At 70.2% G+C, this 26,622-nt stretch carries 26 protein-coding genes; 15 read left to right on the top strand and 11 right to left on the bottom strand.

The genetic code is table 11. The features are described from left to right. Positions 1–76 precede the first annotated feature (76 nt). A complete protein-coding gene (locus G369_RS0129980; RefSeq protein ID WP_019657766.1) occupies positions 77–1,255 on the top strand; it encodes a cytochrome P450 in 1,179 nt (392 codons plus the stop codon). Here the strand turns inward: G369_RS0129980 and G369_RS0129975 are convergent. Both G369_RS0129975 and G369_RS0129970 read right to left on the bottom strand, forming a co-directional pair. Beyond that, positions 1,213–2,205 (bottom strand): pyridoxamine 5'-phosphate oxidase family protein, encoded by a 993-nt coding sequence (locus tag G369_RS0129975; protein WP_019657765.1) that lies wholly within the window; start codon positions 2,203–2,205, stop codon positions 1,213–1,215. The two genes, G369_RS0129980 and G369_RS0129975, sit on opposite strands and share 43 nt — an antisense overlap. Next, positions 2,202–2,858: a glutathione S-transferase family protein gene (locus tag G369_RS0129970; RefSeq protein WP_020723358.1), complete on the bottom strand. Its 657-nt coding sequence runs from the start codon at positions 2,856–2,858 to the stop codon at positions 2,202–2,204. Before G369_RS0129970 ends, G369_RS0129975 begins: the two co-directional genes overlap by 4 nt. 116 nt (positions 2,859–2,974) lie before the next feature. Between G369_RS0129970 and G369_RS0129965 the strand changes: the two genes are divergently transcribed. Next, entirely contained in the window at positions 2,975–3,865 is an 891-nt protein-coding gene (locus G369_RS0129965) for a LysR family transcriptional regulator (protein WP_019657763.1), read from the top strand. A gap of 18 nt (positions 3,866–3,883) precedes the next feature. On the opposite strand, the gene G369_RS0129960 is transcribed toward G369_RS0129965, so the two are convergent. The 3 genes from G369_RS0129960 to G369_RS0129950 are packed head-to-tail and all read right to left on the bottom strand — an operon-like array spanning position 3,884 to position 5,993. After that, a complete protein-coding gene (locus G369_RS0129960) occupies positions 3,884–4,468 on the bottom strand; it encodes a hypothetical protein (RefSeq protein WP_019657762.1) in 585 nt (194 codons plus the stop codon). Next, positions 4,465–5,154, bottom strand: a complete 690-nt coding sequence (locus G369_RS0129955) for a hypothetical protein (RefSeq protein WP_019657761.1) — start codon at positions 5,152–5,154, stop codon at positions 4,465–4,467. The genes G369_RS0129960 and G369_RS0129955 overlap by 4 nt, the downstream gene beginning before the upstream one ends. Beyond that, positions 5,151–5,993, bottom strand: coding sequence for a hypothetical protein (locus G369_RS0129950; protein WP_019657760.1), 843 nt, complete (start codon positions 5,991–5,993; stop codon positions 5,151–5,153). Before G369_RS0129950 ends, G369_RS0129955 begins: the two co-directional genes overlap by 4 nt. A gap of 137 nt (positions 5,994–6,130) precedes the next feature. Between G369_RS0129950 and G369_RS0129945 the strand changes: the two genes are divergently transcribed. Both G369_RS0129945 and G369_RS0129940 read left to right on the top strand, forming a co-directional pair. Beyond that, the gene (locus tag G369_RS0129945) at positions 6,131–7,078 is read left to right on the top strand and encodes an ATP-binding cassette domain-containing protein (RefSeq protein ID WP_026346752.1); all 948 of its coding nucleotides are present in this window, start codon (positions 6,131–6,133) and stop codon (positions 7,076–7,078) included. A 119-nt stretch (positions 7,079–7,197) separates the two neighbouring features. After that, positions 7,198–8,034 carry an ABC transporter permease gene (locus G369_RS0129940; protein ID WP_019657758.1) on the top strand — a complete coding sequence of 279 codons (837 nt, stop codon included), beginning with the start codon at positions 7,198–7,200 and terminating at the stop codon, positions 8,032–8,034. Here G369_RS0129940 and G369_RS0129935 read toward each other — a convergent pair. Continuing rightward, positions 8,024–9,088 (bottom strand): MerR family transcriptional regulator, encoded by a 1,065-nt coding sequence (locus tag G369_RS0129935; RefSeq protein WP_019657757.1) that lies wholly within the window; start codon positions 9,086–9,088, stop codon positions 8,024–8,026. The genes G369_RS0129940 and G369_RS0129935 overlap by 11 nt on opposite strands. A gap of 164 nt (positions 9,089–9,252) precedes the next feature. Between G369_RS0129935 and G369_RS0129930 the strand changes: the two genes are divergently transcribed. The 4 genes from G369_RS0129930 (at position 9,253) to G369_RS0129915 (ending at position 12,685) form a co-directional block, all read left to right on the top strand. Beyond that, positions 9,253–9,708, top strand: coding sequence for a MarR family winged helix-turn-helix transcriptional regulator (locus tag G369_RS0129930; RefSeq protein WP_019657756.1), 456 nt, complete (start codon positions 9,253–9,255; stop codon positions 9,706–9,708). Positions 9,709–9,813: 105 nt separating this feature from the next. Then, on the top strand, positions 9,814–10,239 hold the full coding sequence (locus G369_RS0129925; RefSeq protein ID WP_019657755.1) for an organic hydroperoxide resistance protein: 426 nt from the start codon (positions 9,814–9,816) through the stop codon (positions 10,237–10,239). Positions 10,240–10,498: 259 nt separating this feature from the next. After that, positions 10,499–11,614 carry a DUF2855 family protein gene (locus tag G369_RS0129920; protein ID WP_019657754.1) on the top strand — a complete coding sequence of 372 codons (1,116 nt, stop codon included), beginning with the start codon at positions 10,499–10,501 and terminating at the stop codon, positions 11,612–11,614. A 36-nt stretch (positions 11,615–11,650) separates the two neighbouring features. After that, positions 11,651–12,685, top strand: coding sequence for a serine/threonine protein kinase (locus G369_RS0129915; protein ID WP_019657753.1), 1,035 nt, complete (start codon positions 11,651–11,653; stop codon positions 12,683–12,685). Here G369_RS0129915 and G369_RS0129910 read toward each other — a convergent pair. After that, a complete protein-coding gene (locus G369_RS0129910) occupies positions 12,676–13,578 on the bottom strand; it encodes a LysR family transcriptional regulator (protein WP_019657752.1) in 903 nt (300 codons plus the stop codon). The two genes, G369_RS0129915 and G369_RS0129910, sit on opposite strands and share 10 nt — an antisense overlap. A gap of 100 nt (positions 13,579–13,678) precedes the next feature. Between G369_RS0129910 and G369_RS0129905 the strand changes: the two genes are divergently transcribed. The 3 genes from G369_RS0129905 (at position 13,679) to G369_RS0129895 (ending at position 17,820) form a co-directional block, all read left to right on the top strand. Then, positions 13,679–15,373, top strand: a complete 1,695-nt coding sequence (locus G369_RS0129905) for an acyl-CoA dehydrogenase family protein (protein ID WP_019657751.1) — start codon at positions 13,679–13,681, stop codon at positions 15,371–15,373. A 35-nt stretch (positions 15,374–15,408) separates the two neighbouring features. Continuing rightward, complete coding sequence (locus tag G369_RS0129900) at positions 15,409–16,386, top strand: Bug family tripartite tricarboxylate transporter substrate binding protein (protein ID WP_019657750.1); 978 nt, start codon at positions 15,409–15,411, stop codon at positions 16,384–16,386. Between the two features lie 285 nt (positions 16,387–16,671). Next, positions 16,672–17,820 carry a CaiB/BaiF CoA transferase family protein gene (locus tag G369_RS0129895; RefSeq protein ID WP_019657749.1) on the top strand — a complete coding sequence of 383 codons (1,149 nt, stop codon included), beginning with the start codon at positions 16,672–16,674 and terminating at the stop codon, positions 17,818–17,820. On the opposite strand, the gene G369_RS0129890 is transcribed toward G369_RS0129895, so the two are convergent. Then, positions 17,803–19,149, bottom strand: coding sequence for a UDP-glucose dehydrogenase family protein (locus tag G369_RS0129890; RefSeq protein ID WP_020723357.1), 1,347 nt, complete (start codon positions 19,147–19,149; stop codon positions 17,803–17,805). The genes G369_RS0129895 and G369_RS0129890 overlap by 18 nt on opposite strands. Positions 19,150–19,245: 96 nt before the next feature. Here G369_RS0129890 and G369_RS0129885 point away from each other — a divergent pair, with 96 nt between their 5' ends. The 4 genes from G369_RS0129885 to G369_RS0129870 are packed head-to-tail and all read left to right on the top strand — an operon-like array spanning position 19,246 to position 23,240. Then, positions 19,246–20,274 (top strand): glycosyltransferase family 2 protein, encoded by a 1,029-nt coding sequence (locus tag G369_RS0129885; RefSeq protein WP_019657747.1) that lies wholly within the window; start codon positions 19,246–19,248, stop codon positions 20,272–20,274. A 49-nt stretch (positions 20,275–20,323) separates the two neighbouring features. Next, positions 20,324–21,337 (top strand): hypothetical protein, encoded by a 1,014-nt coding sequence (locus tag G369_RS0129880; protein WP_019657746.1) that lies wholly within the window; start codon positions 20,324–20,326, stop codon positions 21,335–21,337. After that, positions 21,327–22,109, top strand: a complete 783-nt coding sequence (locus G369_RS0129875; RefSeq protein WP_019657745.1) for a hypothetical protein — start codon at positions 21,327–21,329, stop codon at positions 22,107–22,109. The genes G369_RS0129880 and G369_RS0129875 overlap by 11 nt, the downstream gene beginning before the upstream one ends. 3 nt (positions 22,110–22,112) lie before the next feature. Continuing rightward, positions 22,113–23,240 carry a glycosyltransferase family protein gene (locus G369_RS0129870; RefSeq protein ID WP_019657744.1) on the top strand — a complete coding sequence of 376 codons (1,128 nt, stop codon included), beginning with the start codon at positions 22,113–22,115 and terminating at the stop codon, positions 23,238–23,240. A 7-nt stretch (positions 23,241–23,247) separates the two neighbouring features. Here the strand turns inward: G369_RS0129870 and G369_RS0129865 are convergent, their stop codons facing one another. The 3 genes from G369_RS0129865 to G369_RS0129855 all read right to left on the bottom strand — a co-directional run bounded on the left by G369_RS0129865 (position 23,248) and on the right by G369_RS0129855 (position 26,521). Continuing rightward, positions 23,248–23,613, bottom strand: coding sequence for a nuclear transport factor 2 family protein (locus G369_RS0129865; RefSeq protein ID WP_019657743.1), 366 nt, complete (start codon positions 23,611–23,613; stop codon positions 23,248–23,250). Positions 23,614–23,785: 172 nt separating this feature from the next. Further along, the gene (locus G369_RS0129860; protein WP_019657742.1) at positions 23,786–25,483 is read right to left on the bottom strand and encodes a hypothetical protein; all 1,698 of its coding nucleotides are present in this window, start codon (positions 25,481–25,483) and stop codon (positions 23,786–23,788) included. A gap of 84 nt (positions 25,484–25,567) precedes the next feature. After that, positions 25,568–26,521 carry a Bug family tripartite tricarboxylate transporter substrate binding protein gene (locus G369_RS0129855; RefSeq protein ID WP_019657741.1) on the bottom strand — a complete coding sequence of 318 codons (954 nt, stop codon included), beginning with the start codon at positions 26,519–26,521 and terminating at the stop codon, positions 25,568–25,570. Between the last annotated feature and the right edge of the window lie 101 nt (positions 26,522–26,622).

Below are 26,622 nucleotides of genomic sequence, written 5' to 3'. Positions count from 1 at the left end.
ATCCTAAGACGGCGGCACACGCCATACTTCGTTCACGGGCGAAGTGTGGCGGCAGCTTCGACAGCACACTGGCGCCATGAACCCAAGCCCCACGCTCTCCGCCATGCCCGCAGATCCGGTCGCGGCTGCCACGCATGCAGATCCCTATCCTTACTACGCAGCCCTTCGCGACGGACCGGCGCTCGCATGGAACGCGCAGCTGCGCCTGTGGGTCGCGAGTCGTGCCGACGTGATCGAGCAGGTGCTGCAGGCCCACGGCGCCCTGCGCGTGCGGCCGGCCGCGGAGCCCGTGCCGCGCGCCATCATGGGCAGCCCCGCCGGCGAGGTGTTCGGCCACCTCGTCCGCATGAACGACGGCGCCGCGCACCAGGCGCACAGGCCTGCGCTGCAGCGCGCGCTCGCAGGGCTGGACCTGGATGCGGTCTACGCGTCAACGCTGCAGGTGGCGCAGCGCGTGCTGGCGCAGCAGCAGCCGCCTTCCGAGGCGTTGTTCTCGATGCCTGTGCAGTCCGTCGCCCACCTGCTCGGCTTCGCGGACGATGCGCTGCCGCAGGTGGACCGGTGGATGCGCGACTTCGTGGCCTGCCTCTCGCCGCTTTCCACGCCCGAGCAGCTGCAGCGCGCGAGCACGGCGGCTGCGCAGCTGATGACGCGCTTCGAAGCGCTGGCAGCCGGCAATGCGCCGCGTCACGGCACGCTGCTCGCAGCGGTGCTGGCCGAGGGCTCCGGCGATGCGCTCACCTCGCGCTCGCTGCTCGCGAACCTCGCGGGCCTGCTCTCGCAGACCTGCGACGCCACGGCTGGCCTGGTCGGCAACAGCTTGATCTCTCTGATGCGCGAGCCATCGCTGTTGCCCTCGGCCCGCACGCGCAATGGACTGCAAGCCATCGTCGAGGAAACCGCGCGCCACGATCCCTCGGTGCAGAACACGCGGCGCTTCGCCGCCGAGGCCGTCACCATCGCCGGCACCGACGTGGCTGCAGGCGACACGGTGCTGGTGCTGCTGGCATCGGCCAACCGCGATCCGGCGTTCAACACCGAGCCCGACCGGTTCATGCCGATGCGGGAGCGCCGCCGCATGCTCGGCTTCGGCCACGGCATGCACGCCTGCCCGGGACAGGCGCTGGCCTGCACGCTGGCGGCGGCCAGCCTCCACACGCTGCTGCAGCAGCATGCAGCCGACCTCGACGCACAGCGCCTGCGCGGCTGGAGCTACCGCCCGTCGGTCAACGGCCGCATCCCCGTGTTCCACTGACCCGTGCCCGCGAGGTGCGGCGACAGCTGCGCGTCGCCCCAGCGCAGCGGCAGCGCACCCGGACGGCGCAGCGCGTGCGTGACGTGGAAGCGCACCAGCCGCTCGGCGCCTTCGAAGGCATCCACCTCGGGTCCGTTCCACACGATCTCGGCGGTGGCCGCCACGTGCAGCAGGTCGCCGCTGTCGAAGTCGACGAAGAGCAGGCCCGCGCGCGGATGCACCGCGAGGTTGCCCAGCGTGTTGAAGAAGCGGTTGCCGTTGAAGTCCGGCAGGATGAGCGTGTCGTCGCCGTCGATGCGCACGAAGCCCGGGCGGCCGCCGCGATGCGACACGTCGACGCCGTGCGAGCTCGCGTCGGCCCCGTCGCCCGCCGCGGCTTCGTCGGGGTAGGCGGTGGCGATGAACAGCGTGTCGGCGCTGCCGATGAGGCGGTGCGCGGCAAGGTCCAGCCTGTCGAGCCATTGCGCGGGAGCCGCATCGGCAGCGCGCGGCGCGACGAACTCCGGCTCGCGCGCCTGGATGTAGCGCGGGCAGTTGCCGAAGCTCTGCTGCACCGCGACGCTGAAGCCCGCCGCATCGAGCGCCTCCACGGTTCCGTTCATGCGGTTGCGCCGCCGCGTGTGCGGCTGGATGCCGAGAAGGCCCAGCGTGGCGCCCTGCTTCAGCTGGCCGATGAGCGGGTCGCCGGCAGCCGGCAGCGCGTCGATGCGCAGGTGCGTGGCATCGGGCGAGTGCACGAAGCCTGTGGGCCCCGCGAGCACGCTGGCCCAGGGCTGCAGCTCTTCGTCGAGACTGCCGGCCACGATGAAGGGCAGCAGCGAGAAGAACTCGCGGTGCTGGTCGGGCATGTAGTCGCGGATCACGCGGGGCCCGGCGACCTCCATCTGCTCGCGCGAGCCCGCCAGCGCCTGCAGCGTGCGCTCGCCGGCATGGAAGGGCGCGGCGATCATGACTTGGCCTCCGCAGCGAGTCCGACGGGAGTGCGCACCATCGGCACGAAGCCGGGCAGCGCTTCCACGCGCGCCAGCCACTCGCGCACGCTCGGATAGCCGTCGAGCGACACGCTGCCTTCGGGGGCATGCGCCACGTAGGCGTAGTTCGCGATGTCGGCCAGCGTGGCATCGGGGCCTGCAAGGAAGGGCTGCTGCTGCAGGTGCGTTTCCATCACCGAGAGCAGCGCGTGCGAGCGCTTGACGGTCTCCGTCGGATCGGTCGCATGGCCGAACAGCACCATGACCCGCGCGGCCGCCGGGCCATAGGCCAGCGGACCGGCCGCCACCGAGAACCAGCGCTGCACGCGCGCCGCGCCGACCGCGTCGCGCGGCATCCAACGCGTCGGATCGGACGAATAGCGCTCGTTGAGATAGACCAGGATGGCGTTGGAATCGGCCAGCGTCAGATCGCCGTCCTCGATCACCGGCACCTGGCCGAAGGGATTGCGCGCAAGGAACTCGGGCGTGCGGTTCTCGCGCTTGCGCATGTCGAGCTCGATGCTCTCGAAGGGCAGCCCGAGCATCGTGAGGAACAGGCGCACGCGATGCACGTGGCCCGAGATGGAGGAGCCGTAGAGCTTGATCGGCTGGGCGGGGCGGGTGGCGGCCATGGGCGATTCCTTTTCCGTGAAGAGATGAGGCATGGGCTGGATTCTTCTCTCTTGCGTGGAATGAATGAATAGCCATTCCTGTATTTGACTGCTGCGTTTTCCGGTTTAATCGACCCATGGATCGCTTCAAAGCCCTGCAGAACTTCGTCCAGATCGCCGACCAGGGCAGCCTCACTCGCGCCGCCGAGGCGCTGGGCACCTCGCTGCCCGCCGTGGTGCGCTCGCTCGCCGCGCTGGAGGCCCACCTGGGCGTGCGCCTCTTCCACCGCACCACGCGTCGCCTCTCGCTCACCGAGGAAGGGCGCAGCTACCTGCCGAGCGCGCGCGAGCTGCTGCTCGCGGCCGACGCCGCCGACCTCGCGCTGAAGGCCGAGGCCCGCGAGCCCGCCGGCCAGCTCACCATCACCGCGCCGGTGCTCTTCGGCCACATGTACGTGGCGCCCGCCATCGTTCGCTTCATGCAGCGTTACGAGAAGGTGCGCTGCAGCGTGCGGCTGTACGACCGCACGGTGAACCTGCTGGAGGAAGGCATCGACGTCGGCATCCGCATCAGCCCGCTGGAAGATTCGTCGCTCGTCGCACAGACCATGGGCACCATCCGCCGCGTGCTGGTCGCGAGCCCCGACTACCTGGCGCGACACGGCACGCCGATGCACCCGCGCGAACTGAACGGCGCACCGTGCGTGCGCGGCCGCGTCGACGCGCCGACGCAGTGGCAGTTCTACGAGGGCGGCAAGGCGATCGGCGTGACGCCCGACACCCGGCTGGAGTTCAACCACCTCGCGCCGGCCATCGAGTCGTGCGCGGCGGGCATGGGCTTCGGCACCTTCTTCTCGTACCAGGTGATACCCCACGTGGCACAGGGCCGGCTGAAACTGGTGCTCGAAGACTTCGAGCCGCCGCCGCGCCCGGTGAGCGTGATCTATCCGAATGCGAGGCTGCTGCCGGCGCGCACGCGGGCGTTCATCGATTGGATGAAGATGGAGTTCGAGGGGCTCAGGCTTTGAGCGGCGGCGGCCGCGATGTCATGCGGCCGCGTGCAGCGAGCTGTCGTGCAGGCAGACCTGCGAATGCTGCTTCATCAGCGGCCAGCCTTCGCGATCCAGGTGCGCGGCCAAGGCAGCGACACGCGCCTTGAAGCCGGCCAGCGGCTCGTGGCTGCGCAGCGTCACTACGTGAACATCGGGTTCATCGCCGATGTCGTCGCGCGAAAGCCGTGCACCGTGCTCTTCACACAGCTGCTGCAACGCCGAGACATCGCGCAACCGCAGCTTGCCGTGCCATCTGAAATACTGGCTCGGCCACTCAAGGCTCTCATGACTCTCGATCGGCGCCTCGACCTTCACGCGCAGCACCGCCATGCCCGCGCGGGCCAGCCATTGCGCGAGCGCCATTGCCTCGGCCTTGGCCTCTGCCAGGTCGCCGCGCAGCCAGGTGGTGGCCATGGGCTGCTGCTTCTGCTCGCCGTTGGCGAGGTCGATAAGCAGCGGCTTGAGCCCGACCTGCTCGCAGACCTCGACGAAGGACGGGATCTGCGCGGCGTGCATCGCGCCGCAGGTCAGGTGCAGTTCGAGCCTGCTCTTGTTGGGTTGCCGGGCGATCGTGTTCATGGCGCGGGGGCCCTCGCGGGCAGGGGTTTGCCGTCGCACAGCGCGGCCACGTCGACGACGAGGCCTCGCACAGCCTCTTCCATGCCGAGGTTGAGCACCGACATGAATTCGCCGTTGCCGTTGGCCCAGTTGGCGCGCGTGCCCATGCCGTGGTACTGGCGCACCACGGCCTCGGTGCCGGGCATGCGGAAGCTGGCCTGCAGCACGACGTGCGAGACGAGGTTGAGGCCCGACGACCACGAATGCGCCAGGCGCAGCGCGACTTCGGCCGTGGCCTGCCGCGTGGCGCCGGTGGAGGGCGGCACTGCGCTCACGACCTGCAGGCCGTAGCGGCTCGCGGACTGCAGCGCACTGCGCGTCCACTCGACCGGATCGCCGCCGGCCCGGATGGACTGCACCTTCACAGGCGTGGCGTGCAGCGTCGGCAGCATGAGCGTCAGGTTGCCGACGTTGGCCTTGTTCAGGCGGGTGTCGTCGATCCTCGGCAGGTACAGCGTGCAGCCGCTCGTCACGCGCAGCGCCGGGGCGGGCGCGCTGTTGGGCCGCTCGGCCGGCTCGGGTGCCGCCTCGTAGACCATGGGAAGCGGCTCGGTCTCGGTCAGCGCGTGCGAGATGCCCGGCATGGCGCCGAGCATGCACAGGGCGCGGAAGACGGCCGGCCTCCAGGCTTGCAGCAGCGGCGTCATGGCGCAGCGCTCCTCACCGAATAGAGCGCGCCATCCTGGTCGCGGAACAGCACGCGGCCCGGACGCTCGTCGAAGCTCTGGCCGGCCAGCGTCACCCATGAGCCGTTGACGTTGAAGCGCGCGGTCTTCACCGGCCCCGAGCGCGCGCCGGCGAGGTCGAGCGCCACCGCATGCAATGTCTGCGTCATCGACTCGCGCATCATGCCGCGCAACACCTGCCCGTCATCCGCGGTGAGGCGGCGCAGAACGGTGGCGCGCGCGACGCCGCCTACGGGCGTCTGGAAGATGGCGGCGGCGCGGTAGGTGGGCTCGCTCCTGCCGTCCTGCCAGAGCAGCGCCGAGGTGCGCGTGGTGAAGGCGCCCAGGCCGGGCTCCAGCGCGTACTGCAGCAACAGCACCATGTAGGACGGCCCGCTCTTCGTGGCGGCGATGCGGGCCTCGTGTTCGGCCCTGGCCGGCATGGCCGGCAGCAGCTGCGCCGAGCGGATCTTCAGCGGAAAGGTCGACGGCTCCCCGAGCTGCGCCTCGAGCGCCCGGGCGGCCTCGGCGCGGTAGTCGTAGTCGAGCAGCGGGCCGACGATGGCCTGCACCTCGGCGCTCATGTCCTTCTGGCGCGACTGCTGCACCGAAGAATCGATGAGCGCGCCGATCAGCCCGCCGCCCGTGGCCGCGCTCACGCCGGGCGCCTGCGCCGAGAACATGAAGCTCTCCTGCGCGACGACGACGCGCAGGTCGACTTCGCCGACCTTGTTGCGGTCCGCGGCCGCCAGCGGCCGGTGAAAAGGTGCGCAGGCACCGAGCAGCGACAGCGCCGCCAGCGCCAACCAGAAACGCAGCATCCTTGGGCCTCCCCCCGTTGCAATGCCAGATATTCGAACGTTGATGGACTGCGATTGTGGGGCCGCCGGGAACGCGCCCCGACCCGGGTTATCGAGGACCCGGCACGCACGCCGCCGGCGTGCGTCAGAATGGCCGCGTGCCGCCTACGACATCCTCCAGCCCGCCTCCCCTCTTCCACGCCAGCCATCTGCTCAAGCGCTATGGCGACACCACGGTCGTGGACGACCTGTCCTTCGAGATCGCGCCCGGCGAATGCCTGGGCGTGATCGGGCCGAACGGCGCCGGCAAGACCACCACCATCCGAATGTGCCTGGGCCTCACGGCGCCCGACGGCGGCGAGATCTCCGCGCTCGGGCTGCAGATGCCGCGTGATGCGCTGGCGATCAAGGCGCAGCTCGGCGTGGTGTCGCAGTTCGACACGCTCGACCCCGACTTCAGCTGCGCCGAGAACCTCGTGGTGTACGGCCGCTACTTCGGCTTCAGCAAGGCACAGGTGCGCGCACGCGTGCCGCAGCTGCTGGAGTTCGCGGCGCTCTCGCACAAGGCCGATGCGAAGCCGGGCGAGCTCTCGGGCGGCATGCGGCGTCGGCTCTCTCTGGCGCGCGCATTGGTCAACGACCCGAAGCTGCTGCTGCTCGACGAGCCCACCACCGGGCTCGACCCGCAGGCGCGGCACCTGATGTGGGAGCGGCTGCAGGTGCTGCTGCAGCAGGGCAAATCGATCCTGCTGACCACGCACTTCATGGACGAGGCCGAACGCCTGTGCTCGCGCCTGCTGGTGCTGGACCACGGCCGCAAGATCGCCGAGGGCCGCCCGCGCGACCTCATCGCCGAGCATCTGGAGCCCGACGTGGTCGAGGTGTACGGCAACGGTGCGCTGTCGCTGGCCGAGTCGGCCGAGCTGAAGGCGATGGCGGCGCGCGTGGAGGTCAGCGGCGAGACGGTGTTCTTCTACACGCAGGACTCGCGCAGGCTGCTCGCAGCGCTGACAAGGCACGGTGGACTGCGCACCTTCCACCGCCCCGCGAACCTCGAAGATCTTTTCCTCAAGCTCACGGGTCGCCAGATCCGCGAGGACGGCTAAAGATGAGACTCACCCCCCAGGCTTGCCCACGTCGTGTGGCCGCCACCCCCCTCGCCGGGGGCAATACCGGCGGCCCGGCAAAGCCGGTTCCGCGGCATTCCTGAGATGGAGCAGCAGCCATGAACAACGTATCGAGTCCGGCGTCGACTTCAACGCCCCCTTCGCCTTCACCATGGCGCCCGCCAGAGCTTTCCCTGCGCTGGTGGCCCGTGTTCCTGCGCAACCTGCTGGTGTGGCGCAAGCTCGCGATACCGAGCCTGATCGGCAACATCGCCGAGCCGCTGATCTGGCTGGTGGCCTTCGGCTACGGCATGGGGGCGCTGGTGGGGCAGGTGTCGGTCGACGGCACGAAGGTGCCGTACATCCTGTTTCTGGCCAGCGGATCGATCTGCATGAGCGCGATGAACGCGGCGAGCTTCGAGGCGCTGTACTCGGCCTTCTCGCGCATGCACGTGCAGAAGACCTGGGACGGCATCATGAACGCGCCGGTCGGCCTCGACGACATCGTGCTGGCCGAGATGCTGTGGGCGGCGTTCAAGTCGATCTTCACGGTGACGGCCATCCTCTTCGTGATGCTGGGCCTCGGCATCAGCCACAGCCCGAAGCTCGTCGTGGCATGGATGGTTCTGATCGGCGCGGGCATCACCTTCTCGTCGATCGCGCTGATCTTCAACGCGCTGGCCAAGGGCTACGATTTCTTCACCTACTACTTCACGCTGTTCATGACGCCGATGATGTTCCTGAGCGGCGTGTTCTTTCCGCTGGAACAGCTGCCTGCCGCGGTGCAGGCCGTGGCGGCCTGGCTGCCGCTGACGAACGCGGTGGCGCTGGTGCGGCCGCTGTTCATGGACCAGTGGCCCACAGGCTGGTGGGTGCACGCGGTGGTGCTGGCGGTGTATGCGGTGGCGGCGTTCTGGATCGCGCTGGGGCTGACGCGCAAGAGGTTCAAGGCGTAGCGGCAGCGGCCTGAAGCCGGCCCGGCGGACGCCATGCGATGACGCCTGCTGTCCGCGCCCGCACTTCCGGCGAGGCCAGGCAGGTGGCGACCGCTTCGTAGCCGGGAGAACCGGGATACGGCGCGACCTGCATCGGCGGGCTGTGGTTGGCCGGGCACAGGATGATGCTTTCGTCGGGGCCCACGGCGGACAGGTCGAGGATCGCGCAGGAGCGGGTGAGCATGAAGACCGGCCGCGCGCCCGGGCCCCTTCGGCGCAGCCAGGCGATGAGGGCTTCCTGCGTCGGCTGGTCGAGGCCCTGCTCGATCATGTCCACGATCAGCGGGACGGCAGGCCCCTCGGCGACCAATGCAGCGAGCAGCACGCCCAGGGCATCCGACGGGGTTGCGCCGTCTTCCACGAGCCAGGCCACGGCCGCATCGATGCTCGACTTCGATCGATGGTCTGCAAGCGGCTTCGCCTTTGCCCCGGCCGGTTCGGGCGCATCGAGCCTCTGCAGACCCAGGAAGACGGCGCCGGGCAGCGCCTTCGCGAGGCTGTGCGCCAGCCGCGTCTTCCCGCTGCCCAGCGGGCCGACGATGTAGTTCAGCGTGCGGATGTCGCGCAGCTCGAATAGCTCGCCGCCCCAGGGCCAGGGAAGCTCGAATGCGACGCGGGCCCCGGAGGCCGGTGCGCGCAGGTCCGCGAGTTCGCCGATGGTCGGCGTGCGGCCCTGCCGCAGATCGCTTCGCAGGCTGCGGATCTTCGCGACCGTGCCTGCGAGGCCATGCAGTTGCGCCTCCAGTGCGGCCTGATGGGCCTCCAATGTCTGTTCCAGGCCCTGCGGGTCTCCCTGCAGCACCCGTGCCACCTGGGCAAGGCTGAAGCCGAGCGCGCGAAGCGCGACGATCTCTGCGGCGCGCGCCATCTGCCCGGGGCCGTAGGCGCGCCAGCCGGCTGCCGTGCGCTCGGGCGCCACCAGCCCGCGCTGCTCGTAGAGCCGCAGGGCCTTGGTGGACACGCCGAGCCGCCGGGCGGCTTCGGAGGGACTGAGGAATCGGGCGTTGGACGGCATGACAGTGGCCTTTCGGCGGGAGTTTCCGCTTTTGTAAGGGCTGCCCCAGGGGCCGGGTCAACAGGCGGACACGAAAACCGGGTTTCATGTGCCCCGGACCGGCTGTATATCGATACTTTCAAATTACATTGCACGCAATTTAATTGTTCGCTACAATTCAGCCCATGCCCTCCACCGCCATCAACGCCGACGAAATGCTCAAGCTGGACAACCAGCTTTGTTTCGCCGTCTATTCCGCTTCGCTGGCCATGACCCGGCTCTACAAGCCGGTGCTGGAGAAGCTGCAGCTCACCTACCCCCAATACCTCGTGATGCTCGCCCTCTGGGAGCAGGACGGCCTCATGGTCTCCGAGCTCGGCGAGCGTCTCTCGCTCGATTCGGGCACGCTCACGCCGCTGCTCAAGCGCCTGGAGGCCAACGGCTACGTGGCCCGCGTGCGCGACGTGGCCGACGAGCGGCGCGTGCACATCACGCTGACCGCCGCGGGCCGCAGGCTCAAGAGCCGCGCCTCCAACGTGCCCGCCTGCCTGATGGCTGCGGCCGAGTGCTCGGTGCCCGAGCTGGTTTCGCTCACCCAGCAGATCCAGACGCTGCGCGACCGCATCAGGAAGGCGGCCTGACGCCACGCAACATGTTTCTCCCGCTCCGGTCGACTTCCGCAAGGAAAGAGAACGAAGCCTTTTCACCACCCTCCCTTCAACTTCATCACCACCAGAGGAATCACCATGACCACCAAGCTCGACAAAGTGCTCTACACCGCAGAAGCCCACACGGTCGGCGGCCGTGACGGCGCAGGCAAGTCCAGCGACGGCGCGATCGACGTCAAGCTGAGCTCGCCCGGTTCCGGCAAGCCCGGTACCAACCCCGAGCAGCTGTTCGCAGTCGGCTATGCCGCCTGCTTCATCGGCGCGATGAAGGCCGTCGGCCCGAAGATCGGCGTGAAGGTGCCTGAAGACGTCGCCATCGACTCCAGCGTTTCCCTCGGCCCGACGAACGGCGGCGCCGCCTACGGCATCGCCGTGAAGCTGGCGATCACGCTGCCCGGCCTCGACGCCGAAGCCAAGCAGAAGCTGGTCGACACCGCCCACCAGGTGTGCCCGTACTCGAACGCCACGCGCGGCAACATCGACGTCGAACTGACGATTGCTTGAGCTCGCCCCCAGGCTACGCGCACTTCGTGTCGCTTCGCCAACCCCCTACCGGGGGCAACACCTGAGGCCCGGCAGAGCCGGTTCCTCGGTGTTCTCTTGAAGGGATCACATACAGAGCGGTCCGGCCACAAGCCGGGCCGCTTTTTTCATGCCCGCCGATGTCTCACGGGTGACGCCGGAAGCCGCCGCGCGATGGCGCCTTTCATCAAGCTTGGCTAACGTCGGCGAATCCCGCAACCGCCAGCCAGGAGCCACGCTCATGAGCACCACCAGCCTCCTCATCCGCAAAGACCAGCTTGCCGCCACCCGCCTTCACACCGCCACCGACGAGGCGCTTGCCGACGGCCAGGTGCGGGTGCGCATCGACAGCTTCGCGCTCACCTCCAACAACATCACGTATGCGGCCTTCGGCGACGCGATGAGCTACTGGCAGTTCTTCCCGAGCGGCGAGGAAGGCTGGGGCAGCATCCCCGTGTGGGGCTTCGCGAGCGTGGTGCAGTCACTGCACCCGGGCGTGCCGGTAGGCGAGCGGCTGTACGGCTACTGGCCGATGGCCTCGGGCGCGGTGCTGAGCCCCGGGCGGCTTTCGCCCGAGCGCTTCACCGACGTGGCGCCACACCGCGCGGAGCTGCCGGCCGTCTACAACCAGTATTTCCGCTGCGCGAGCGACCCGCTCTACACGGCGGGCACCGAGGACATCCAGGCGCTGCTGCGACCGCTGTTCATCACCTCGTGGCTGATCGACGACTTCATGGCCGACAACGATTTCTTCGGCGCCAACACCATGCTGCTGTCGAGCGCATCGAGCAAGACGGCCTATGGCACCGCCTTCCAGCTGCACAAGCGCAAGGGCATCGAGGTGATCGGGCTGACCTCGCCCGCCAACGTGGCCTTCTGCGAGAGCCTCGGCTGCTACGACCGCGTCGTGACCTACGACACGCTCGATTCCATCGCGGCCGACGCGCCCTGCGTGTACGTCGACTTCGCCGGCAACGGCGCGCTGCGCAACGCCATCCACGAGCGCTTCGCCAATCTGAAATACAGCAGTTCCATCGGCGGTACGCACGTCGAGCAGCTCGCGGCCAAGGGCGCAGGCAAGGACCTGCCGGGCCCGCGCGCCACGCTCTTCTTCGCGCCGGCGCAGATCAAGAAGCGAACCGCCGAATGGGGCCCCGAGGAGTTCGGCCGCCGCATGGTCGCGGCCTGGCACGACTTCATGGCGACCGTCACCGACGCGAAGGCGCCCTGGCTTCGCGCCGAGCATCACGATGGCGCAGCGGCCGTGCAGGCGGCCTATGCGCAGGTGCTGGGCGGCAAGGGCGATCCGCGCACGGGTCACATCCTTTCCCTTTCCAGGCAGGCCGTCACGTCCTGAGACGGACGGGCGCCCGGCGGCGACGACAATCGCCGCATGACCCAATCTTCCGCGGCGCCCGCGAACACACATCCCTATGAGAGCCTCACGCCCGACGTGGTGCTCGACGCGCTCGCGACGCTCGGCCTGTACGGCGACGGCCGGCTCACCGGCCTGAATTCCTACGAGAACCGGGTCTACCAGGTTCACCTGGAAGACCGCAGCGTGGTGGTGGTCAAGTTCTATCGCCCCGGCCGCTGGGGCGAGGCCGAGATCCTCGAAGAGCACAGCTTCTCGCTCGAGCTGGCCGCTGCCGAGGTGCCGGCCGTGCCGCCGCTGGCCTTCGACGGCAAGACGCTGCACCACCACGCCGGCTTCGCCTTCAGCGTGAGCCCTTACCGCGGCGGCCGCGCGCCCGAGCTCGACGACTTCGAAGTGCTCGAATGGGTGGGCCGCTTCCTGGCGCGCATCCACACCGTGGGCGGCGCCAGGCCTTTCGAGGCCCGGCCCGCGCTCGACCTGCAGAGCTTCGGCATCGCCTCGCGGGACTGGCTGCTCGCCAACGAAAAGATCCCGCTCGACGTGCAGCGCGACTGGGAGAAGGCCTGCAACGAGGCGCTGGACATGATCGGCGCCACGGCGCTCGCGGCGAATCCGCCTTCGTCCGACTTCCAGCCCCGCAAGCTGCGCCTGCACGGCGACGTGCACCCCGGCAACATCCTGTGGACGCCCACCGACCGCCCCGGCGGCGGGCCCCATTTCGTCGACCTCGACGACGCGCGAACCGGCTTCGCGGTGCAGGACCTGTGGATGCTGCTGTCCGGTGACCGCGCGCAGCGCACCGCGCAGCTGTCGGGCCTGCTCGACGGCTACGAGCAGTTCCGCGAGTTCGACCGGCGCGAGCTGGCGCTGATCGAGCCGCTGCGCACGCTGCGCCTCATCCACTACAGCGCCTGGCTGGCGCGGCGCTGGGAAGACCCGATCTTCCCGATCAACTTCCCGTGGTTCGGCTCCAGCGACTACTGGAAGGGGCAGATCCTCATGCTCGAGGAGCAGTGCGAGCAGATGGCGGAAGAGCCGCTCTACGCCTGATCTTCCTGCGTGGCGGCGAGGCTGTCGGCCACGCCCTCCAGCAGCCGCTCGACCAGCACGTTGGCCGGGCCGTTGCGCCAGATGCCGTAGGCCTCCGACTGCACCACCGCCCTGTCGAGCGGCCTGAACACCGCGCCGCGCAGGGCCGAATGCCGCATCGCCTGCGGCACCAGCGCCACGCCCAACCCCTGCGACACCCACGAGACCACCGCCAGCCAGTGGCGCACCTCGTGCCTCACCTCGGGCAGGAAGCCCGCGTCGGCGCAGATGCTCAGGATGCGCTCGTGGTAGTCGGGCGAGACCTCTCGGGAGAACAGCACGAAGGGCTGCTCGCGCAGGTCGGCCGGTGCCAGCACCCGCTTGCGCGCCAGCGCATGGCCGGCGGGCAGGCAGGCCACGAAGGGTTCGGCCAGCAGCAGCCGGTGCTGCAGCTCGGGCGGCACGCGGTGCGTGTGGGCGAAGCCCAGGTCGAGCCGGTCGTTCATCAGCTCGGCGATCTGCATGCCCGAATTGAGCTCGCTCAGCGTGATGCGCACCGCCGGATGCTTCGCCTGGAAGGCGCGCAGCGCCTGCGGCAGGCCCCGGTAGAGCATCGCCCCGACGAAGCCGATGCGCAGCCGCCCGGCCGAACCCAGCGCCACGTCGCGCGCCTCGATGGCGGCCTCCTCGGCCTGCAGGAGCAGCCGGCGCGCCGAAACCCGCAGCGCCTCGCCAGCAGGCGTGAGCCGCACCTCCTTGCTGTTGCGCTCGAAGAGGCGCGCACCCACGTTGTCCTCGAGCTGGCGTATCGCCACCGACAGCGGCGGCTGCGAGATCGACAGCCGCCGCGCCGCGCGCCCGAAGTGCAGCTCCTCGGCGAGCACGCAGAAGTAGCGCAGGTGCCGCAGTTCCATGGATAGTCAGATCGAATCGAACAAGACCAAATCGATATTAGACACGGATCGTCGCGGCTCCAACAATGCGCCAAACAAGGAACCCCAGGAGACAACGCGCATGTCCGCAGAGCACGCCCATCCGATCCCCGACCGCCACGGCCAGAACCTGTTCACCACCGACGCCGAGCTGCACGCCCTGCTCGCGCTCTACCTGCCCGAAGACCTGCGCCGCCACATGCAGCCGCACTTCGAGCGCCTGGGCGGCCTCGCGGGCGGCCTGATCGACGAACTGGCCGGCACCGCCGACCGCAACCCGCCCGTGCTGAAGCAGCGCACGCGCACCGGCCTGGACGAACAGAAGATCGTCAAGCACCCCGCCTACGTGGAGATGGAACGCCTCGCGCTCGCCGAATTCGGCCTCGCCGCCATCTCGCACCGCGACGACACGCTGGGCTGGAAGGGCAGGATGCCGCCGCTGGTCAAGTACGTGCTGACCTACCTGTTCGTGCAGGCGGAGTTCGGCCTGTGCTGCCCGGTGTCGATGACCGACTCGCTCACGCGCACGCTGAAGAAGTTCGGCAGCCCGGAGCTGGTCGCGAAGTACCTGCCGCGCCTCACCTCGCTGGACTTCGACGAACTCGCCCAGGGCGCGATGTTCATGACCGAGCAGGCCGCCGGCTCCGACATCGCCGCCACCGCCACCATGGCCCGCCGCGAATCGGACGGCAGCTGGCGCCTCACGGGCGACAAGTGGTTCTGCTCGAACCCCGACGCCGACTTCGCGATGGTGCTCGCGCGCGCCGAAGACGGGCCGCAGGGCATGAAGGGCGTGTCGCTGTTCCTGCTGCCGCGCCGGCTGGACGACGGCAGCCTCAACAGCTACCGCATCATCCGGCTGAAGGACAAGCTCGGCACGCGCTCGATGGCCAGCGGCGAGATCCGCCTCGAAGGCGCCACCGCCTGTCTGGTGGGCGAGGAAGGCCGCGGCTTCGTGCAGATGGCCGACATGGTCAACAACTCCCGCCTGTCGAACGGCGTGCGCGCCGCCGGCCTGATGCGCCGCGCGGTGGCCGAGGCCGAGTTCATCGCATCCGAACGCCGCGCCTTCGGCCGCACGCTGGAGCAGATGCCGCTGATGCAGCGCCAGCTCGACAAGCTGCGCCTGCCCGCCGAACAGGCCCGCACCATGGTGTGCCAGACGGCGCTGGCGCTCGCGCGTTCGGACGCCGGCGAGCCCGATGCCTATGCGCTGCTGCGCATCCTCACGCCGCTCATCAAGTTCCGCGCCTGCCGCGATGCGCGCAAGGTCACGGGCGACGCGATGGAGGTGCGCGGCGGCTGCGGCTACATCGAGGAATGGAGCGACGCCCGGCTCGTGCGCGACGCGCACCTGGGCTCGATCTGGGAAGGCACGAGCAACATCGTGGCGCTGGACGTGATCCGCGCGGTGAAGCGCGAGGGCTCGCTGCCGGTGCTGCGCGCGCATTGCGCGAAGCTGCTCGACGACGCGGCGCTCGCCTCCGGTTTCGACAAGTCGCTGCGCAGCGCGCTCGACCGCGCCGCCGCGCTCACCGAGACGGCCGCGCGCCAAGGCGGCGACGTGCTCGCGCGCCAGGCCGCCTCCGCCCTCTATCACTGCACCAGCGCCATCGCGATGGCCTGGGAGGCCTCGCGCGGCGGCTCGGCAGCGCGCCTGCGCTGGGCGCAGCTGGTGCTGCTGCATCGGGTGCTGCCGCGCGATCCGCTCTCGCCCGACGCGATGCCTGCGGACTGGAACGCGGCAGCCGTTTCGCCCACGGCCGTGCCCGCCTGAGCTTTCTCTTTCATTCAAAAAATCGGAGACATCCCTTGAAACGCATCACCTTCCTGCTGGCCGCCTGTGCCACGCTGATGACTGCCATGCCCGCCGCGCAAGCGGCCGACGCCTTCCCCTCCAAGCCCCTGATGCTGGTCGTTCCCTTCCCGCCCGGCGGCCCCACCGACGCGATGGCGCGCACGCTCGCCGCCGAGATGAAGGACCGCCTCGGCCAGCCCATGATCGTGGAGAACCGTGCGGGTGCCGGCGGCAACATCGGCGCCGAATACGTGGCGCGCGCCGAGGCCGACGGCCACACGCTGCTGTTCGGCACCTCGGGCCCGCTGGCCATCAACTCGAGCCTTTACCGCAAGATCAACTACGACCCGGTCAAGAGCTTCGCGCCGGTGATCCAGGTCGGCTACCTGCCCAACATCCTGGTGGTGAACCCGTCGCTGCCGGTGAAGAACGTGCAGGAGCTGGTGGCCTACGCGAAGGCCAACCCCGGCAAGCTCAGCTATGCCTCGTCGGGCAACGGCGCCTCGTCGCACCTCGCGGGCGTGCTCTTCAATTCGGTGGCGGGCACCGACCTGCAGCACATTCCCTACAAGGGCACCGGCCCCGCGCTCAACGACCTGCTGGGCAACCAGGTCAGCATGACCTTCACCGACATCCTCACCGCGCTGCCCTACGTCAAGGCCGGCAAGCTGCGCGCGCTGGGCGTGGCCACCGTCGCGCGCTCGCAGGCGCTGCCGGAGGTGCCGACGATCTCGGAGCAGGGCTACAAGGGCTACGACGTGAGCGTGTTCTTCGGCATCGTCGCGCCGGCCGGCACGCCTGCCGATCGCGTGAACAAGCTCAACCATGCGTTCACGGAAGTGCTGAATTCGCCCAAGGTGAAGCAGATGTTCGCGGCCCAGGGTCTCGAAGTGCCTGCCGACACTTCGCCGCAGAAGCTCGGGCAGTTCATTGCTGGCGAGTCCGTGAAGTGGAAGGACGTCGTGAAGAAGTCGGGGGCGCAGCTCGACTGAGGCAGTCATCCGGGGAGCGATCACGCCGACGGGGTGCCTTGCTCCGCGAATGTCCCCGGCCTGCGGCCTCCTCCTTTGTTTCGCTGCGCAAGGCACCCCATCGTCGTGATCGATGAGCGCTGCGCTCATGCGGCCGGCACCAGCAGAGCGTCCATGTGCACAGGGCGTCGGGTGCTCCCCGCAGCGAAACAAAGGAGGAGGGCCGCAGGCCCGGGGGACATTCGCGGAGGGGAGTACCCGGCGGCCTGTGCACGCGCCCCGCAAAGCAAAACACAGGAACAAGAAATGACGCAAGCTCCACAAGGCGCCCTCGCAGGCATCCGAGTCCTCGACATCTCCCGCATCCTCGGCGGCCCCTACTGCGGCCAGATCCTCGGCGACCACGGCGCCGACGTGCTCAAGGTCGAGCCGCCGCAGGGCGACGACACGCGCACCTGGGGCCCGCCCTTCAGGGAAGGCGTGGCCTCGTACTACCACGGGCTCAACCGCAACAAGCGCGTGCAGCACCTGGACTTCTCCACCGAGGAAGGCCGCGAGGCGCTGCTCGCGCTGGTGGCCGAGGCCGACGTGCTGATCGAGAACTTCAAGACCGGCACCATGGAGCGCTGGGGCATCGGCTACGAGGAACTGTCGAAGCGCTTCCCGCGCCTGGTGTGGTGCCGCGTGTCGGGCTTCGGCGCCGACGGCCCGCTGGGTGGGCTGCCGGGCTACGACGCCGCCGTGCAGGCCATGACCGGCATCATGAGCATCAACGGCGAGGCCGACGGCGGTCCGCTGCGCGTCGGCCTGCCGGTGGTCGACATGGTGACCGGCCTCAACGCGGTGATCGGCGTGCTGCTCGCGCTGCAGGAACGCAACCGCAGCGGGCGCGGCCAGTTCGTAGAGGCGGCGCTGTACGACAGCGGCCTCTCGCTGCTGCATCCGCACGCCGCCAACTGGTTCATGGACGGCACCGAGCCGCGCCGCACCGGCAACGCGCATCCGAACATCTATCCCTACGACGCGCTGGCCACCGGCACCGACCCCGTGTTCGTCGCCGTGGGCAACGACCGGCAGTTCGCGAGCATGTGCCGCTGCATCGGCGTGCCCGAGCTCGCGGACGATCCGCTCTTTCGCACGGCCGGCGCGCGCTCGGTGCACCGCGCGCAGCTCAAGCAGCGGCTCGAGGCCGCGATGGCGGCATTCGACGGCCGCACGCTGGTCGATGAATTGATGGCCGCCGGCGTGCCCGCCGCGCCCGTGCTGCCGGTCGATGCCGCGCTGCAGCATCCGCACACGCTGCACCGCGAGATGGTGGTGGAGATGCCCGGCGGCTATCGCGGCATCGGCGCGCCGGTGAAGCTCAGCCGCACCCCGGCGAGCTACCGGCATGCGCCGCTCACGCCCGGCGACGCCTTCCTCGCGCAGGACCAGGACTCAGCCCAGCCGCAGTGACGACCGGCCGCGGCCGATGCCGTAGTAGGCGATGCCCGCCGACTCGACCTCCGCGGCGTCGTACACATTGCGGCCATCGAAGATGACCGCAGCGCGCAGCTCTTTCGCGATGTGCGCGAAGTCGGGGCGCCGGAACTCGTCCCACTCGGTGACGAGCGCCAGCGCATCGGCGCCCTGCAGTGCTTCGGGCGCCGTGGCGCACCAGCGCAGGTCCTCGCGATCGCCGAGGAGGTCGCGCGCGTTCGGCATCGCCGCGGGGTCGTAGACCTGCACGCGCGCACCGGCCGCCCACAGCCGCTGCAGCAGCACCAGGCTGGGCGCGTCGCGCATGTCGTCGGTATCGGGCTTGAAGGCCAGGCCCCACACCGCGACGGTCTTGCCGGCGATGCGGCCGCCGAAGTGGTGCGTCATCAGGTCGAAGAGGCGGCCCTTCTGCTCGTGGTTCGTGGCCTCGACCGCGGCAAGGATGCGCAGCGCGTGGCCGCCGCGGTCGGCCGCATGCACCAGCGCCCGCACATCCTTCGCGAGGCAGGAGCCGCCATAGCCCGCGCCGGCCTGCAGGAAGTCGGGCCCGATGCGCCGGTCTGCGCCGATGCCGCGCCGCACTGCGTCGATGTCGGCACCCGCCAGCTCGGCCACGCGGGCCATCTCGTTCATGAAGCTGATGCGGGCGGCGAGCATCGCGTTGGCCGCGTACTTGGTGAGCTCGGCCGAGCGGCGGTCCATCACCAGCAGCTGCCTCTGCGGGTCCTGGATGAAGGGCGCGTAGAGCCGGGTCAGCAGGTCGACGGCCCATGGGTCCTCGCTGCCGATCACCACGCGGTCGGGCTGGCGGCAGTCGCGCACCGCCGAGCCTTCGCGCAGGAACTCGGGGTTCACCGCCACGGCGATGCGGTGCCGCACGCCGCGCTGCGCGAGTTCGCCGCCCAGCACGGCCTCGACCTGCGCGGCCGTGCCCACGGGCGCGGTCGATTTGCAGACCACCAGCGCGTCGCGATCGCGATGCCGTCCGATGGCGGCGGCCACCGCGATCACGTGCCGCAGGTCGACCCGCCCCTGCGCATCGGCCGGCGTGTTCACCACGATGAAGAGCAGATCGCCGTGCGCGCAGGCCGCGCGCTCGTCGGCCGTGAATCGCAGGGTGCCAGCGGCGATGCCCGAGGCCACCAGCGCCTCCAGGCCCGGCTCGTGCAGCGGCATCAGGCCGCGCTGCAGCCCCTCGATGCGCGCCAGGTCCGCGTCCGCGCACAGCACCTCGTGGCCGGCCTCGGCCAGACAGGCCGCGAAGCTCAGGCCCACGTAGCCCGCGCCGAAGATGGTCACCTTCATGGCCGGCCCCATGGCATGCGGCACTGGTGGCGGGCGCGGTTGTGCGATAAAAGCAGGATGCAAGCCTTCAAAACGATGTCCGGACAGGAAAATTCGATGATGCCCGATCAAGTTGCCGCGCGTTGCGCTCTGGTCCTGGAGACCAACAACCTGCGCGGCGGAGCCGATGCCGAGGCCAGGGCCGGTGCCAGCCTGCAGCGCCTGGTCGCCCTGCTGGGCAGGCAGAAGCTGCCGCTCGCCGCGCTCGCGCAGGTGGTCATCACGCACGACGGCCTGAGCCCCGCCACCTGCGAGGCCGTGAGCGCGCTCGCAGGCCGCCCGGTCGACTTCGTGCGCATCGACGCGAGCACCGGCTACTACGACGCCAAGAACGCGGGCTTCGCGGCCACCGACGCGCAGCGCTGCACGCACGTGGTGTTCGCCGACGCCGACTGCCTGCCCGACGACGACTGGCTGCTTCAGATGCTGCTGCCCTTCACCAGGGGCGCCGAAGCGCCAGCCGTGGTGGCCGGGCGCACCAGCTATGCAGCCAGCGTGGTGGGCACCGCGCTCACCACCATCGACTTCATGTACTTCCCCAACGCCGACCACGCCGGCGCCACGAGCAACTTCTACGCGAACAACGTGGCCTTCCGCCGCGACGTGTTCGAGCAGCACAGCTACCAGGCGCTCGACGGCGTCTACCGCGCGCACTGCCAGGTGCTCGGCATGCGGCTGAAGGCGGCGGGCGTGCCCATCCACTACGCAGCCGCGGCCCACACCGAGCACCGCCTGCCCGACACCCGCGCCGAGGCGCTGAAGCTGCGCTGGATGCGCGGGCAGGACACCTACTCGCTCACGCCGCACCTGCTGCGCAGCTACGTGTCGCCCCGCTGGCAGTGGCTCGCGCGCAGCGGTCCGATCGGGCCGCTGGCGGTGCTGTTCACGCGGCTGGGCTTCAGCATGAAGGCGCTCAACCATCAAGACCTGCCGCCGCTGCGCGGCCTGCGCTGGCTCGCGGGCGTGGCGCTGATCCTGGGTTTCTCGGCCATCGACATGCTGGGCGCGTTCGCGCGCGGCATCGGCTGGCACACGACCGGGCGCACCCACGCGGATGCGCAGGCGCTGTCGTATCACCGGCCCTGATCGAGCCCTGCTCCTTTCCCTTTCCGCAGAAGAAGAACGAACAAAGACCATGCGCAACTTCCCTTCACCTGCCGTTCGCCGAGCGGCACTGGGCCTCGCGCTCGCCGGCACCTGCGCGCTGGCCGGCGCCGCCGACTTCGCCGGCCGCGGCGTCTTCAACTTCAAGTCCGACGCCGGCTGCCCCTTCGCCGCGCTCGCGGGTGGCGGCAGCGAGTGCAACCGCCTCGCGCTGGACGACGCCGACACCCACGCCGCGCTCGACTCGGCGTCCCACACCATCCGCTTCGCCAGCACCCGCAGCTACCCCGAGAAGACCATCGTCGGCGACGTGCTGCTGCAGGGCTCCGGCCGCGCGCGCGACGGCCAGCGCGTGCCGCTGACCTTCCATGCGCTGCTGAGCCGCTCGGGCAGCGAGTGGTCGGTCAGCAGCCATGCCCATTCGCCGGTGAGCGGCGAGTTCGACGACATCCGCATCGATCCGTACAAGGTGACGGTGAACGAACCCGGCAGCGAGCGCGTGATGCTCACCGCCGAGCAGGTCGTCGAGGCGCTGGCGAAGCCCTCGCTGGCCGCGCGGCTGGCCAACGTGTTCGTGCAGGTGGACGACAACCGCGCCGATGGCGCGCGGGACGCCGACATCACCATCGGCCTCGGCCTGAGCCGGGCCTCCAAGTCGGTGGCGCGCGCGCGTTTCCGCGCGCCGGGCGCCAAGGGCCGCGACCTGGCCGAGGCGATGCGGCAGGGCAACTGGACGCTCGAGCTGCAGGCGCTCAGCAGCAAGATCCCGCGCCAGGTGATCCAGCGCGACATGTTCCTCTACGGGCTCGAATCGCAGCCTCTGCTGCAGCCCCTGCTGCAGCGCGGCTTCCGCAAGAACGAGAAGCTGCTGCTGGGCGCCGCCGACGGCAAGGGCTACATCCGCTACGACGGCCAGCAGCGCGAGTTCGCGGGCGCCGACGCCGCCGCGCGCGCCTTCCTGCAGGACAGTTTCATCGGGCTGGTGCTGGGCTGGCAGCAGCAACAGCCGCCGCAACCGGTGAAGACCAGGGCCGATGGCCGCTGACCCCACGCCTGGCAACCCGGCCGGCTCCGCGCCCGGCTTCGAGTGCCTCTCGCCGCCGCGACTGCGCGGCTGGCCCGCGCTGCAGGCCCGGCTGGTGCACCACGTCAAGCGCGCCGCGCTGCGGCAGCTGCATGCGAGCAACGACGGAGAGATGCTGCTGCTGCGCTTCTACCTCGTGGGCGAGGAATCGTCGGAGCAGGCGCTGCAGCGCGAGCTGCGCATCGCGCCGCCCGAATGGCTCGTTCGCCAGCTCGACCAGCACCTGGCCGACGAGCAGCTGCATGCGCGCCTGTTCGCACAGGCCATCGTCGAGCGCGGCGGCAGCGCGCAGGCCGCCGCATCGCCGGAGGAAGCGCCCAGGCCCGACTGGTTCAGCCGCCGCAAGCTCGCACGCTGGCAGGCGCTGATCCGCCGCCATGCGCCGCACTTCGCGCACGGCGGGCTGGTTCCCGCCTACGCCATCGGCCTCGCGGCCGAGCAGATGGCCTCGCGCATCCTGCAGCGCCACTGCGCGTTGATCGGCCCGCAGCACGCGCTGCATCCGCTGCTCGCGCGCGTGATGGCCGACGAGGACCGCCACATCCGCCTGTGCACCCGTACGCTGCAGCGCTGCGTGGCCCCGCATGAAGAGGCGCGGCTCGCGCAGCTGATGCGCGAGGTGCGCGACACCGAGCGCGGTTTCGGCGTGACGGGAGCTCTCGGCATGTGGCTCGCCGGCGTGGCGCTGCGCCTGCGCCCGGGCTCGGCGCCACCGGTGCGGCACCACGCCTGAGCGATGCCGCCGCGCATCCTGTACCTCGCGACCGCGGACGCGCGCGGGCACCTCATGCGCGCGCAGCTGCTCACGCATGCGCTGCGCGAGGCCGGTGCGCAGGTGCGCGTGCTCACCACCTCCGACGAGGGCGCGCGCTTCCTCGCCGGTTTCGGCATCGACGCGCCAGTGCTCTCGCGCCACTACGCGGTGCAGTTCGACACGCAGCAGAACATGCTGCGCCGCGAGACCGACCGCAACGTGGCGCTGTACATGTTCAGGCCCGAACGCATGCTGCGCGACGTGTGGCGCCTGCGCGCGCACTTCCGCGATGCCGACCTGGTGGTGAACGACTCCTTCCACCCCGCGCTGCTGCTGATGGGCTGGCTGCCCTTGTGGCGGCGCAAGGTGGTGCACGTGTACGGCGCGAGCCTGCGGCATGCGCTGGAGACCAACTTCGGCGGACGCATGCCGGGCTTCGTCGCCCGTCTGTTCGGCCGCATCGTGGCCTGGCAGATCGACCGCAGCCTCGCGCGCATCGAGCACGACTTCGCCTACGGCGAGCCCCGGCACGACGAACGCGGCCGTCACCGGCTGGCCACGCCGGTGGCCGTGGTCGACGCGGTGGACAGGGGCGATGCGACGCAGCATCGTGTCGCGGCCGTCTACCTCAACCCGCACTTCCAGGAACCGGCGCTGGCCGACGGGCTGGAGCAGGGGCTCGCCGACGCCGGCGTGCCCGCGCACCTCGTCGGCGAGGGCTATGCGCACCGCCCGCACTGGCACGCGCGCGACGAGCACTGGATCGAGGCAGCCGCGCACAGCGCCTTCATCGTCTCGGCACCGGGCATGGCGGCGCTGTCGATCGCGGCGGTCTACCGCAGGCCGATCCTGCTGCTGCTCACCGACCAGCCCGAGCAGGCGATCAACGCGGGCCGCGCGGCGCAGCTCGGGCTGGCGCACCGCGTGGTGGTGTGGCGCGGCGACGCGCCGAAGTTCGCACGGGCCGTGGCGGGCGTGGCGGAGGAACTGCTCGCGGCGGCGGCCGATGACGCGGCGCGCACTGCCGACGGCCGGCAGGCGGCCATCGAGCGGCTACAGCACTGGGTCGTGCTGTTGCACGGGCTTGCGGCGTCGAACGCGCAGCGATAGGCGGCCGTCAGCCCTGCGCCTGCGGGCGGGCTTCGACGACGAAGGCCTGCAGTTCGGCCAGCCGGCCATCGCGCAAGCGCCAGACATCGCAGTACGCATGGCGGGTCGCCTTGCCGGTTTCGTCCTTCAGCGTGATCTCGCCGAGGGCAGCGAGAAAGTCGCCGTCGGCGATCAGGCGGTGCACCTCGAACCGGGGTGGCTCCAGGTAGGCGGTCGCCATCCATTCACGCACCGCCTGCTTGCCGTCGAGGGTTCTGTCGCCGACGAAGGTCCACTTCGTGTCGTCGGTGCAGAACGTGAGAAATCCTTCGTGGTCGCCCTGGGCGATGGCGGCATTGGCCTTCTCGAGGATTGCCTTGTGGGTCTCGGACATCCGGAACTCTCCTGTGTTCGTGCGGCGCATGCGAATGCATGCGTGCCGGCGAAGGCCAATTTCCGTCGGTCCGGCTCTGCCGGCTGCCAGCCTGCCTGCAGCGAGGGCGTCAGTCTTCGGCTCGTGGGCTCCGGCTGCCCAGGCAAGCGCACGCGGCGGAAGGCTACCTGCGTCAGCCTGCGATTCCGCGCGCCGAATCGATCAACGCACGGACCCTCCGGGCCATCGCGCGCACCGGATGCAACTCGGGCCATCGCACCGCCTTCGCCTTCGGCGGCGCGGAGATCACGCCCCGGCCCATGCGCAGCGACACCTGCAGCTTCCTGATCGTGAAGGCCGGAGGCGCCGCGCGCCTGCGCATCGGGCCGCCGCGCACGCCGGTACCGGCCACGACGAACTGCAGCACCAGGCATTTGCGGCCCGCGGCCGGTTCGACCTCGAACACCAGGCTGCGCCGCCGTGCGCCGGTCGTCTGCTGGCTTGGCAGCACCATCCCGTCGAACATCGCGTGCACGCTGGTGGACCTGGCGTTGCCGCAATAGTCGACGCGCACCTCCACGCGGTAGGGCTGCCGATGCGACAGCGATTGCACGCAGGCCTGTGACGGCGCCGACAGCGCGGGCAGCGGCACCACGAGGCAGGCAAGCTCCCCCTCGCTGCGCGCGCCCTCGCCGTCGAAGCCCGACCAGCCGTGGCTCAGCCAGCCCGTCGCGGGGCTGCCGGGCCGGAACAGGTAGGGGCGGTCCAGCTGCAGTTCGGCCACCGCGGGCAGGCCGGCGGCCCGGTCGTCGAGACCCCAGCGCGTGAGGAAGGCGCGGTCGATGGCCGTGGAGGGCCAGGCCGCGAAGCTGCGCACGGCGTCGACGGCGGTGCCTTCTTCTTCCATGCCGCAGGCGGCTGCCATGAAGTCCTTCGATCCCAGATCCGCACCCACCGGTATCCAGCCCGAGCAGGCGGCCGGCAGCAGCTCGCCCGCGTTGCGGTCGGCGCGGATCAGCGCGTGGGCGGGCTTGCGGAAGTAGCGCGCCTCGATCAGGACGCTGGAAGACAGGCTGGCCGCGAAATGCACATTGCCCGCCGACAGAAGCGCATAGGTGTTCTCGCGCGTCCATGCCACGTTGGGAATGGCGCGCGCGATGGGCGCCAGGTCGTGCAGCGCGGGCTCGTACGGATGCGGCTTGACCACCAGCAGGTCCACGCCCCGGGCCAGCTCGCGCAGCGGCGCGATCACGCTGGCCGGGTGCATGGTGCGGCCGCCGCTGACGAGCGACAGGTCCACCAGGCTCTGGCCGAAGAAGAGGCCCACGCGCAGCCTCGCGTCGAAGAGCGATCCGGCGCCGTGGCGCGCGAAGCGGCCCTTGAGCGCGCTCGCGTGGTTCCAGAACAGCTCCTCGTCCACGCGGCGTGCCAGAAGCGCGGCTTCGATGGCGGGGTCGTTGGTGCGCGCGCAGAAGTGCAGGTGCTCGGTGAAGCGGCGCGGATCGATCTCGATGTCGAGGTAGCTGGCGCCGCAGGTGTCGATGCAGCACTGCTGCGCAGGCGTGAGGCCCCAGCCGATCACCAGGCAGCCGGGGCCGAAGGCCGGCATGCCGTCGCGGCCGGCCAGCGGCGCGAGGTCGGTCACGCAGGCGCGCGCCCAGCCGGCGGGCGTGCAGGGCAGCTCCAGCCGGTCCATGAGGCGGGCGACGTCGATACGCCCGCCCTCGGACATCGGCGCGACCTCGCTCGCGGGCAGGCCCAGGCGGCCCAGCGCGGAGTCGAAGAAGCCTCGAAGGAAGCGCCGGTTGGCGACGTGGTACTGGAGCCCGTTGGCGGAAGAACGGAAGAAATCGTCGGCGAAGACGACGTGATGGAACCGGCGGGTGGTCATGGGCCCCGCCAATCTAGGCAGGCCGTCTTAGCCCGGCGTGAGCAAGGCGCGGCGCTTCGGCAAAGTTGCCGTAAAGGCGGCGTCCTAGTCCAGCGAAAGGTTCAGGTCGCGGATCAGCGGATGCCACCGCGCCGACTCGCCCTGCAGCAGCGCCGCGAAGCGCGAGGGCGTGTCGCCCGCGGGCTCCACGCCGTACTCGGACAGCCGGCGCTGCACCGCGGGGTTGTGGATGGCGCTGGCGACCGACTGCTGCAGCCGCGAGACGATCTCGCCCGGCGTGTTGGCGGGCACCACCAGGCCCATGAGCGCGGCGGCCTCGACGCGCGGCAGGCCGATCTCGGCGAAGGTGGGCACGCGCGGCAGCTGCGCGAGGCGCGAGGGGTTCGCCACCGCCAGTGGGCGCAGCCTGCCGCTCTGGATGAAACGGCGCGAGGCGGCCAGGTCGCACATCATCACCGGCAGCTGGCCGCCGGCCACGTCGGCCACCGCGGCCGCGGCGCTGCGGTAGGGCACGTGCACCATCTCCAGCCCGGCCTCGCGTTCGAGCAGTTCCATCGACAGGTGCTGCGGGCTGCCGGTGCCGGCCGAGGCGTAGCTGACCTTGCCGGGGAAGGCGCGCGCGTCGTCGATGAAGGCCGGCGCGTCCTTCACGCCGCTGGCCGGCCCCACCAGCAGCACCATCGGCAGCCGCCCGAGCAGGGTAACGGGCGCGAAGTCGCGCGAGGGGTTGTAGCTGAGGTTGCGGTACAGCGCCGGGTTGAACACCAGCGTGCCGCTGTCCGCCGACAGCAGCGTGTAGCCGTCGGCCGGAGCACGCGCGGCCTCGATGGCGCCCAGCGCGGTGTTGCCGCCGGCGCGGTTCTCGATGCTCACCGACTGGCCCCAGTCGATGGCGAGCTGCGCGCCGATGGTGCGCGCGACGATGTCGGTGCCCGCGCCGGCCTGGTAGGGCACGATCCAGCGGATCGACCTGGAGGGATAGGCGAACTGCGCCTTCGCCGCGCGCGGCAGCCACGGTGCGGCCGCAAGCGCGGTCATGGCCAGGAGTTGCTGCAGAAGCGGTCGGCGGCTTGTCATGGAAGGGCGGACGGGTTCTGCGCCATGGTAGTGGCATCGCCGCCGGCCCGGGCGTTCGCATG

Origin of the sequence: Variovorax atrisoli 110B (assembly GCF_000382045.1) — a bacterium.
Classification (GTDB): Bacteria; Pseudomonadota; Gammaproteobacteria; order Burkholderiales; family Burkholderiaceae_C; genus Variovorax; species Variovorax atrisoli.
The sequence above is the reverse complement of the archived record's forward strand: the minus strand, read 5'-3'. Positions and strand labels throughout refer to the sequence as shown.

What these genes read in the sequence shown, in the direction of transcription:
- G369_RS0129980 (WP_019657766.1), top strand. Translation starts at nt 77, where the DNA reads ATGAACCCAAGCCCCACGCTCTCCGCCATGCCCGCAGATCCGGTCGCG.
- G369_RS0129975 (WP_019657765.1), bottom strand. Translation starts at nt 2,205, where the DNA reads ATGATCGCCGCGCCCTTCCATGCCGGCGAGCGCACGCTGCAGGCGCTG.
- G369_RS0129970 (WP_020723358.1), bottom strand. Translation starts at nt 2,858, where the DNA reads ATGGCCGCCACCCGCCCCGCCCAGCCGATCAAGCTCTACGGCTCCTCC.
- G369_RS0129965 (WP_019657763.1), top strand. Translation starts at nt 2,975, where the DNA reads ATGGATCGCTTCAAAGCCCTGCAGAACTTCGTCCAGATCGCCGACCAG.
- G369_RS0129960 (WP_019657762.1), bottom strand. Translation starts at nt 4,468, where the DNA reads ATGAACACGATCGCCCGGCAACCCAACAAGAGCAGGCTCGAACTGCAC.
- G369_RS0129955 (WP_019657761.1), bottom strand. Translation starts at nt 5,154, where the DNA reads ATGACGCCGCTGCTGCAAGCCTGGAGGCCGGCCGTCTTCCGCGCCCTG.
- G369_RS0129950 (WP_019657760.1), bottom strand. Translation starts at nt 5,993, where the DNA reads ATGCTGCGTTTCTGGTTGGCGCTGGCGGCGCTGTCGCTGCTCGGTGCC.
- G369_RS0129940 (WP_019657758.1), top strand. Translation starts at nt 7,198, where the DNA reads ATGAACAACGTATCGAGTCCGGCGTCGACTTCAACGCCCCCTTCGCCT.
- G369_RS0129935 (WP_019657757.1), bottom strand. Translation starts at nt 9,088, where the DNA reads ATGCCGTCCAACGCCCGATTCCTCAGTCCCTCCGAAGCCGCCCGGCGG.
- G369_RS0129930 (WP_019657756.1), top strand. Translation starts at nt 9,253, where the DNA reads ATGCCCTCCACCGCCATCAACGCCGACGAAATGCTCAAGCTGGACAAC.
- G369_RS0129925 (WP_019657755.1), top strand. Translation starts at nt 9,814, where the DNA reads ATGACCACCAAGCTCGACAAAGTGCTCTACACCGCAGAAGCCCACACG.
- G369_RS0129920 (WP_019657754.1), top strand. Translation starts at nt 10,499, where the DNA reads ATGAGCACCACCAGCCTCCTCATCCGCAAAGACCAGCTTGCCGCCACC.
- G369_RS0129915 (WP_019657753.1), top strand. Translation starts at nt 11,651, where the DNA reads ATGACCCAATCTTCCGCGGCGCCCGCGAACACACATCCCTATGAGAGC.
- G369_RS0129910 (WP_019657752.1), bottom strand. Translation starts at nt 13,578, where the DNA reads ATGGAACTGCGGCACCTGCGCTACTTCTGCGTGCTCGCCGAGGAGCTG.
- G369_RS0129905 (WP_019657751.1), top strand. Translation starts at nt 13,679, where the DNA reads ATGTCCGCAGAGCACGCCCATCCGATCCCCGACCGCCACGGCCAGAAC.
- G369_RS0129895 (WP_019657749.1), top strand. Translation starts at nt 16,672, where the DNA reads ATGACGCAAGCTCCACAAGGCGCCCTCGCAGGCATCCGAGTCCTCGAC.
- G369_RS0129890 (WP_020723357.1), bottom strand. Translation starts at nt 19,149, where the DNA reads ATGAAGGTGACCATCTTCGGCGCGGGCTACGTGGGCCTGAGCTTCGCG.
- G369_RS0129885 (WP_019657747.1), top strand. Translation starts at nt 19,246, where the DNA reads ATGATGCCCGATCAAGTTGCCGCGCGTTGCGCTCTGGTCCTGGAGACC.
- G369_RS0129880 (WP_019657746.1), top strand. Translation starts at nt 20,324, where the DNA reads ATGCGCAACTTCCCTTCACCTGCCGTTCGCCGAGCGGCACTGGGCCTC.
- G369_RS0129875 (WP_019657745.1), top strand. Translation starts at nt 21,327, where the DNA reads ATGGCCGCTGACCCCACGCCTGGCAACCCGGCCGGCTCCGCGCCCGGC.
- G369_RS0129870 (WP_019657744.1), top strand. Translation starts at nt 22,113, where the DNA reads ATGCCGCCGCGCATCCTGTACCTCGCGACCGCGGACGCGCGCGGGCAC.
- G369_RS0129865 (WP_019657743.1), bottom strand. Translation starts at nt 23,613, where the DNA reads ATGTCCGAGACCCACAAGGCAATCCTCGAGAAGGCCAATGCCGCCATC.
- G369_RS0129860 (WP_019657742.1), bottom strand. Translation starts at nt 25,483, where the DNA reads ATGACCACCCGCCGGTTCCATCACGTCGTCTTCGCCGACGATTTCTTC.
- G369_RS0129855 (WP_019657741.1), bottom strand. Translation starts at nt 26,521, where the DNA reads ATGACCGCGCTTGCGGCCGCACCGTGGCTGCCGCGCGCGGCGAAGGCG.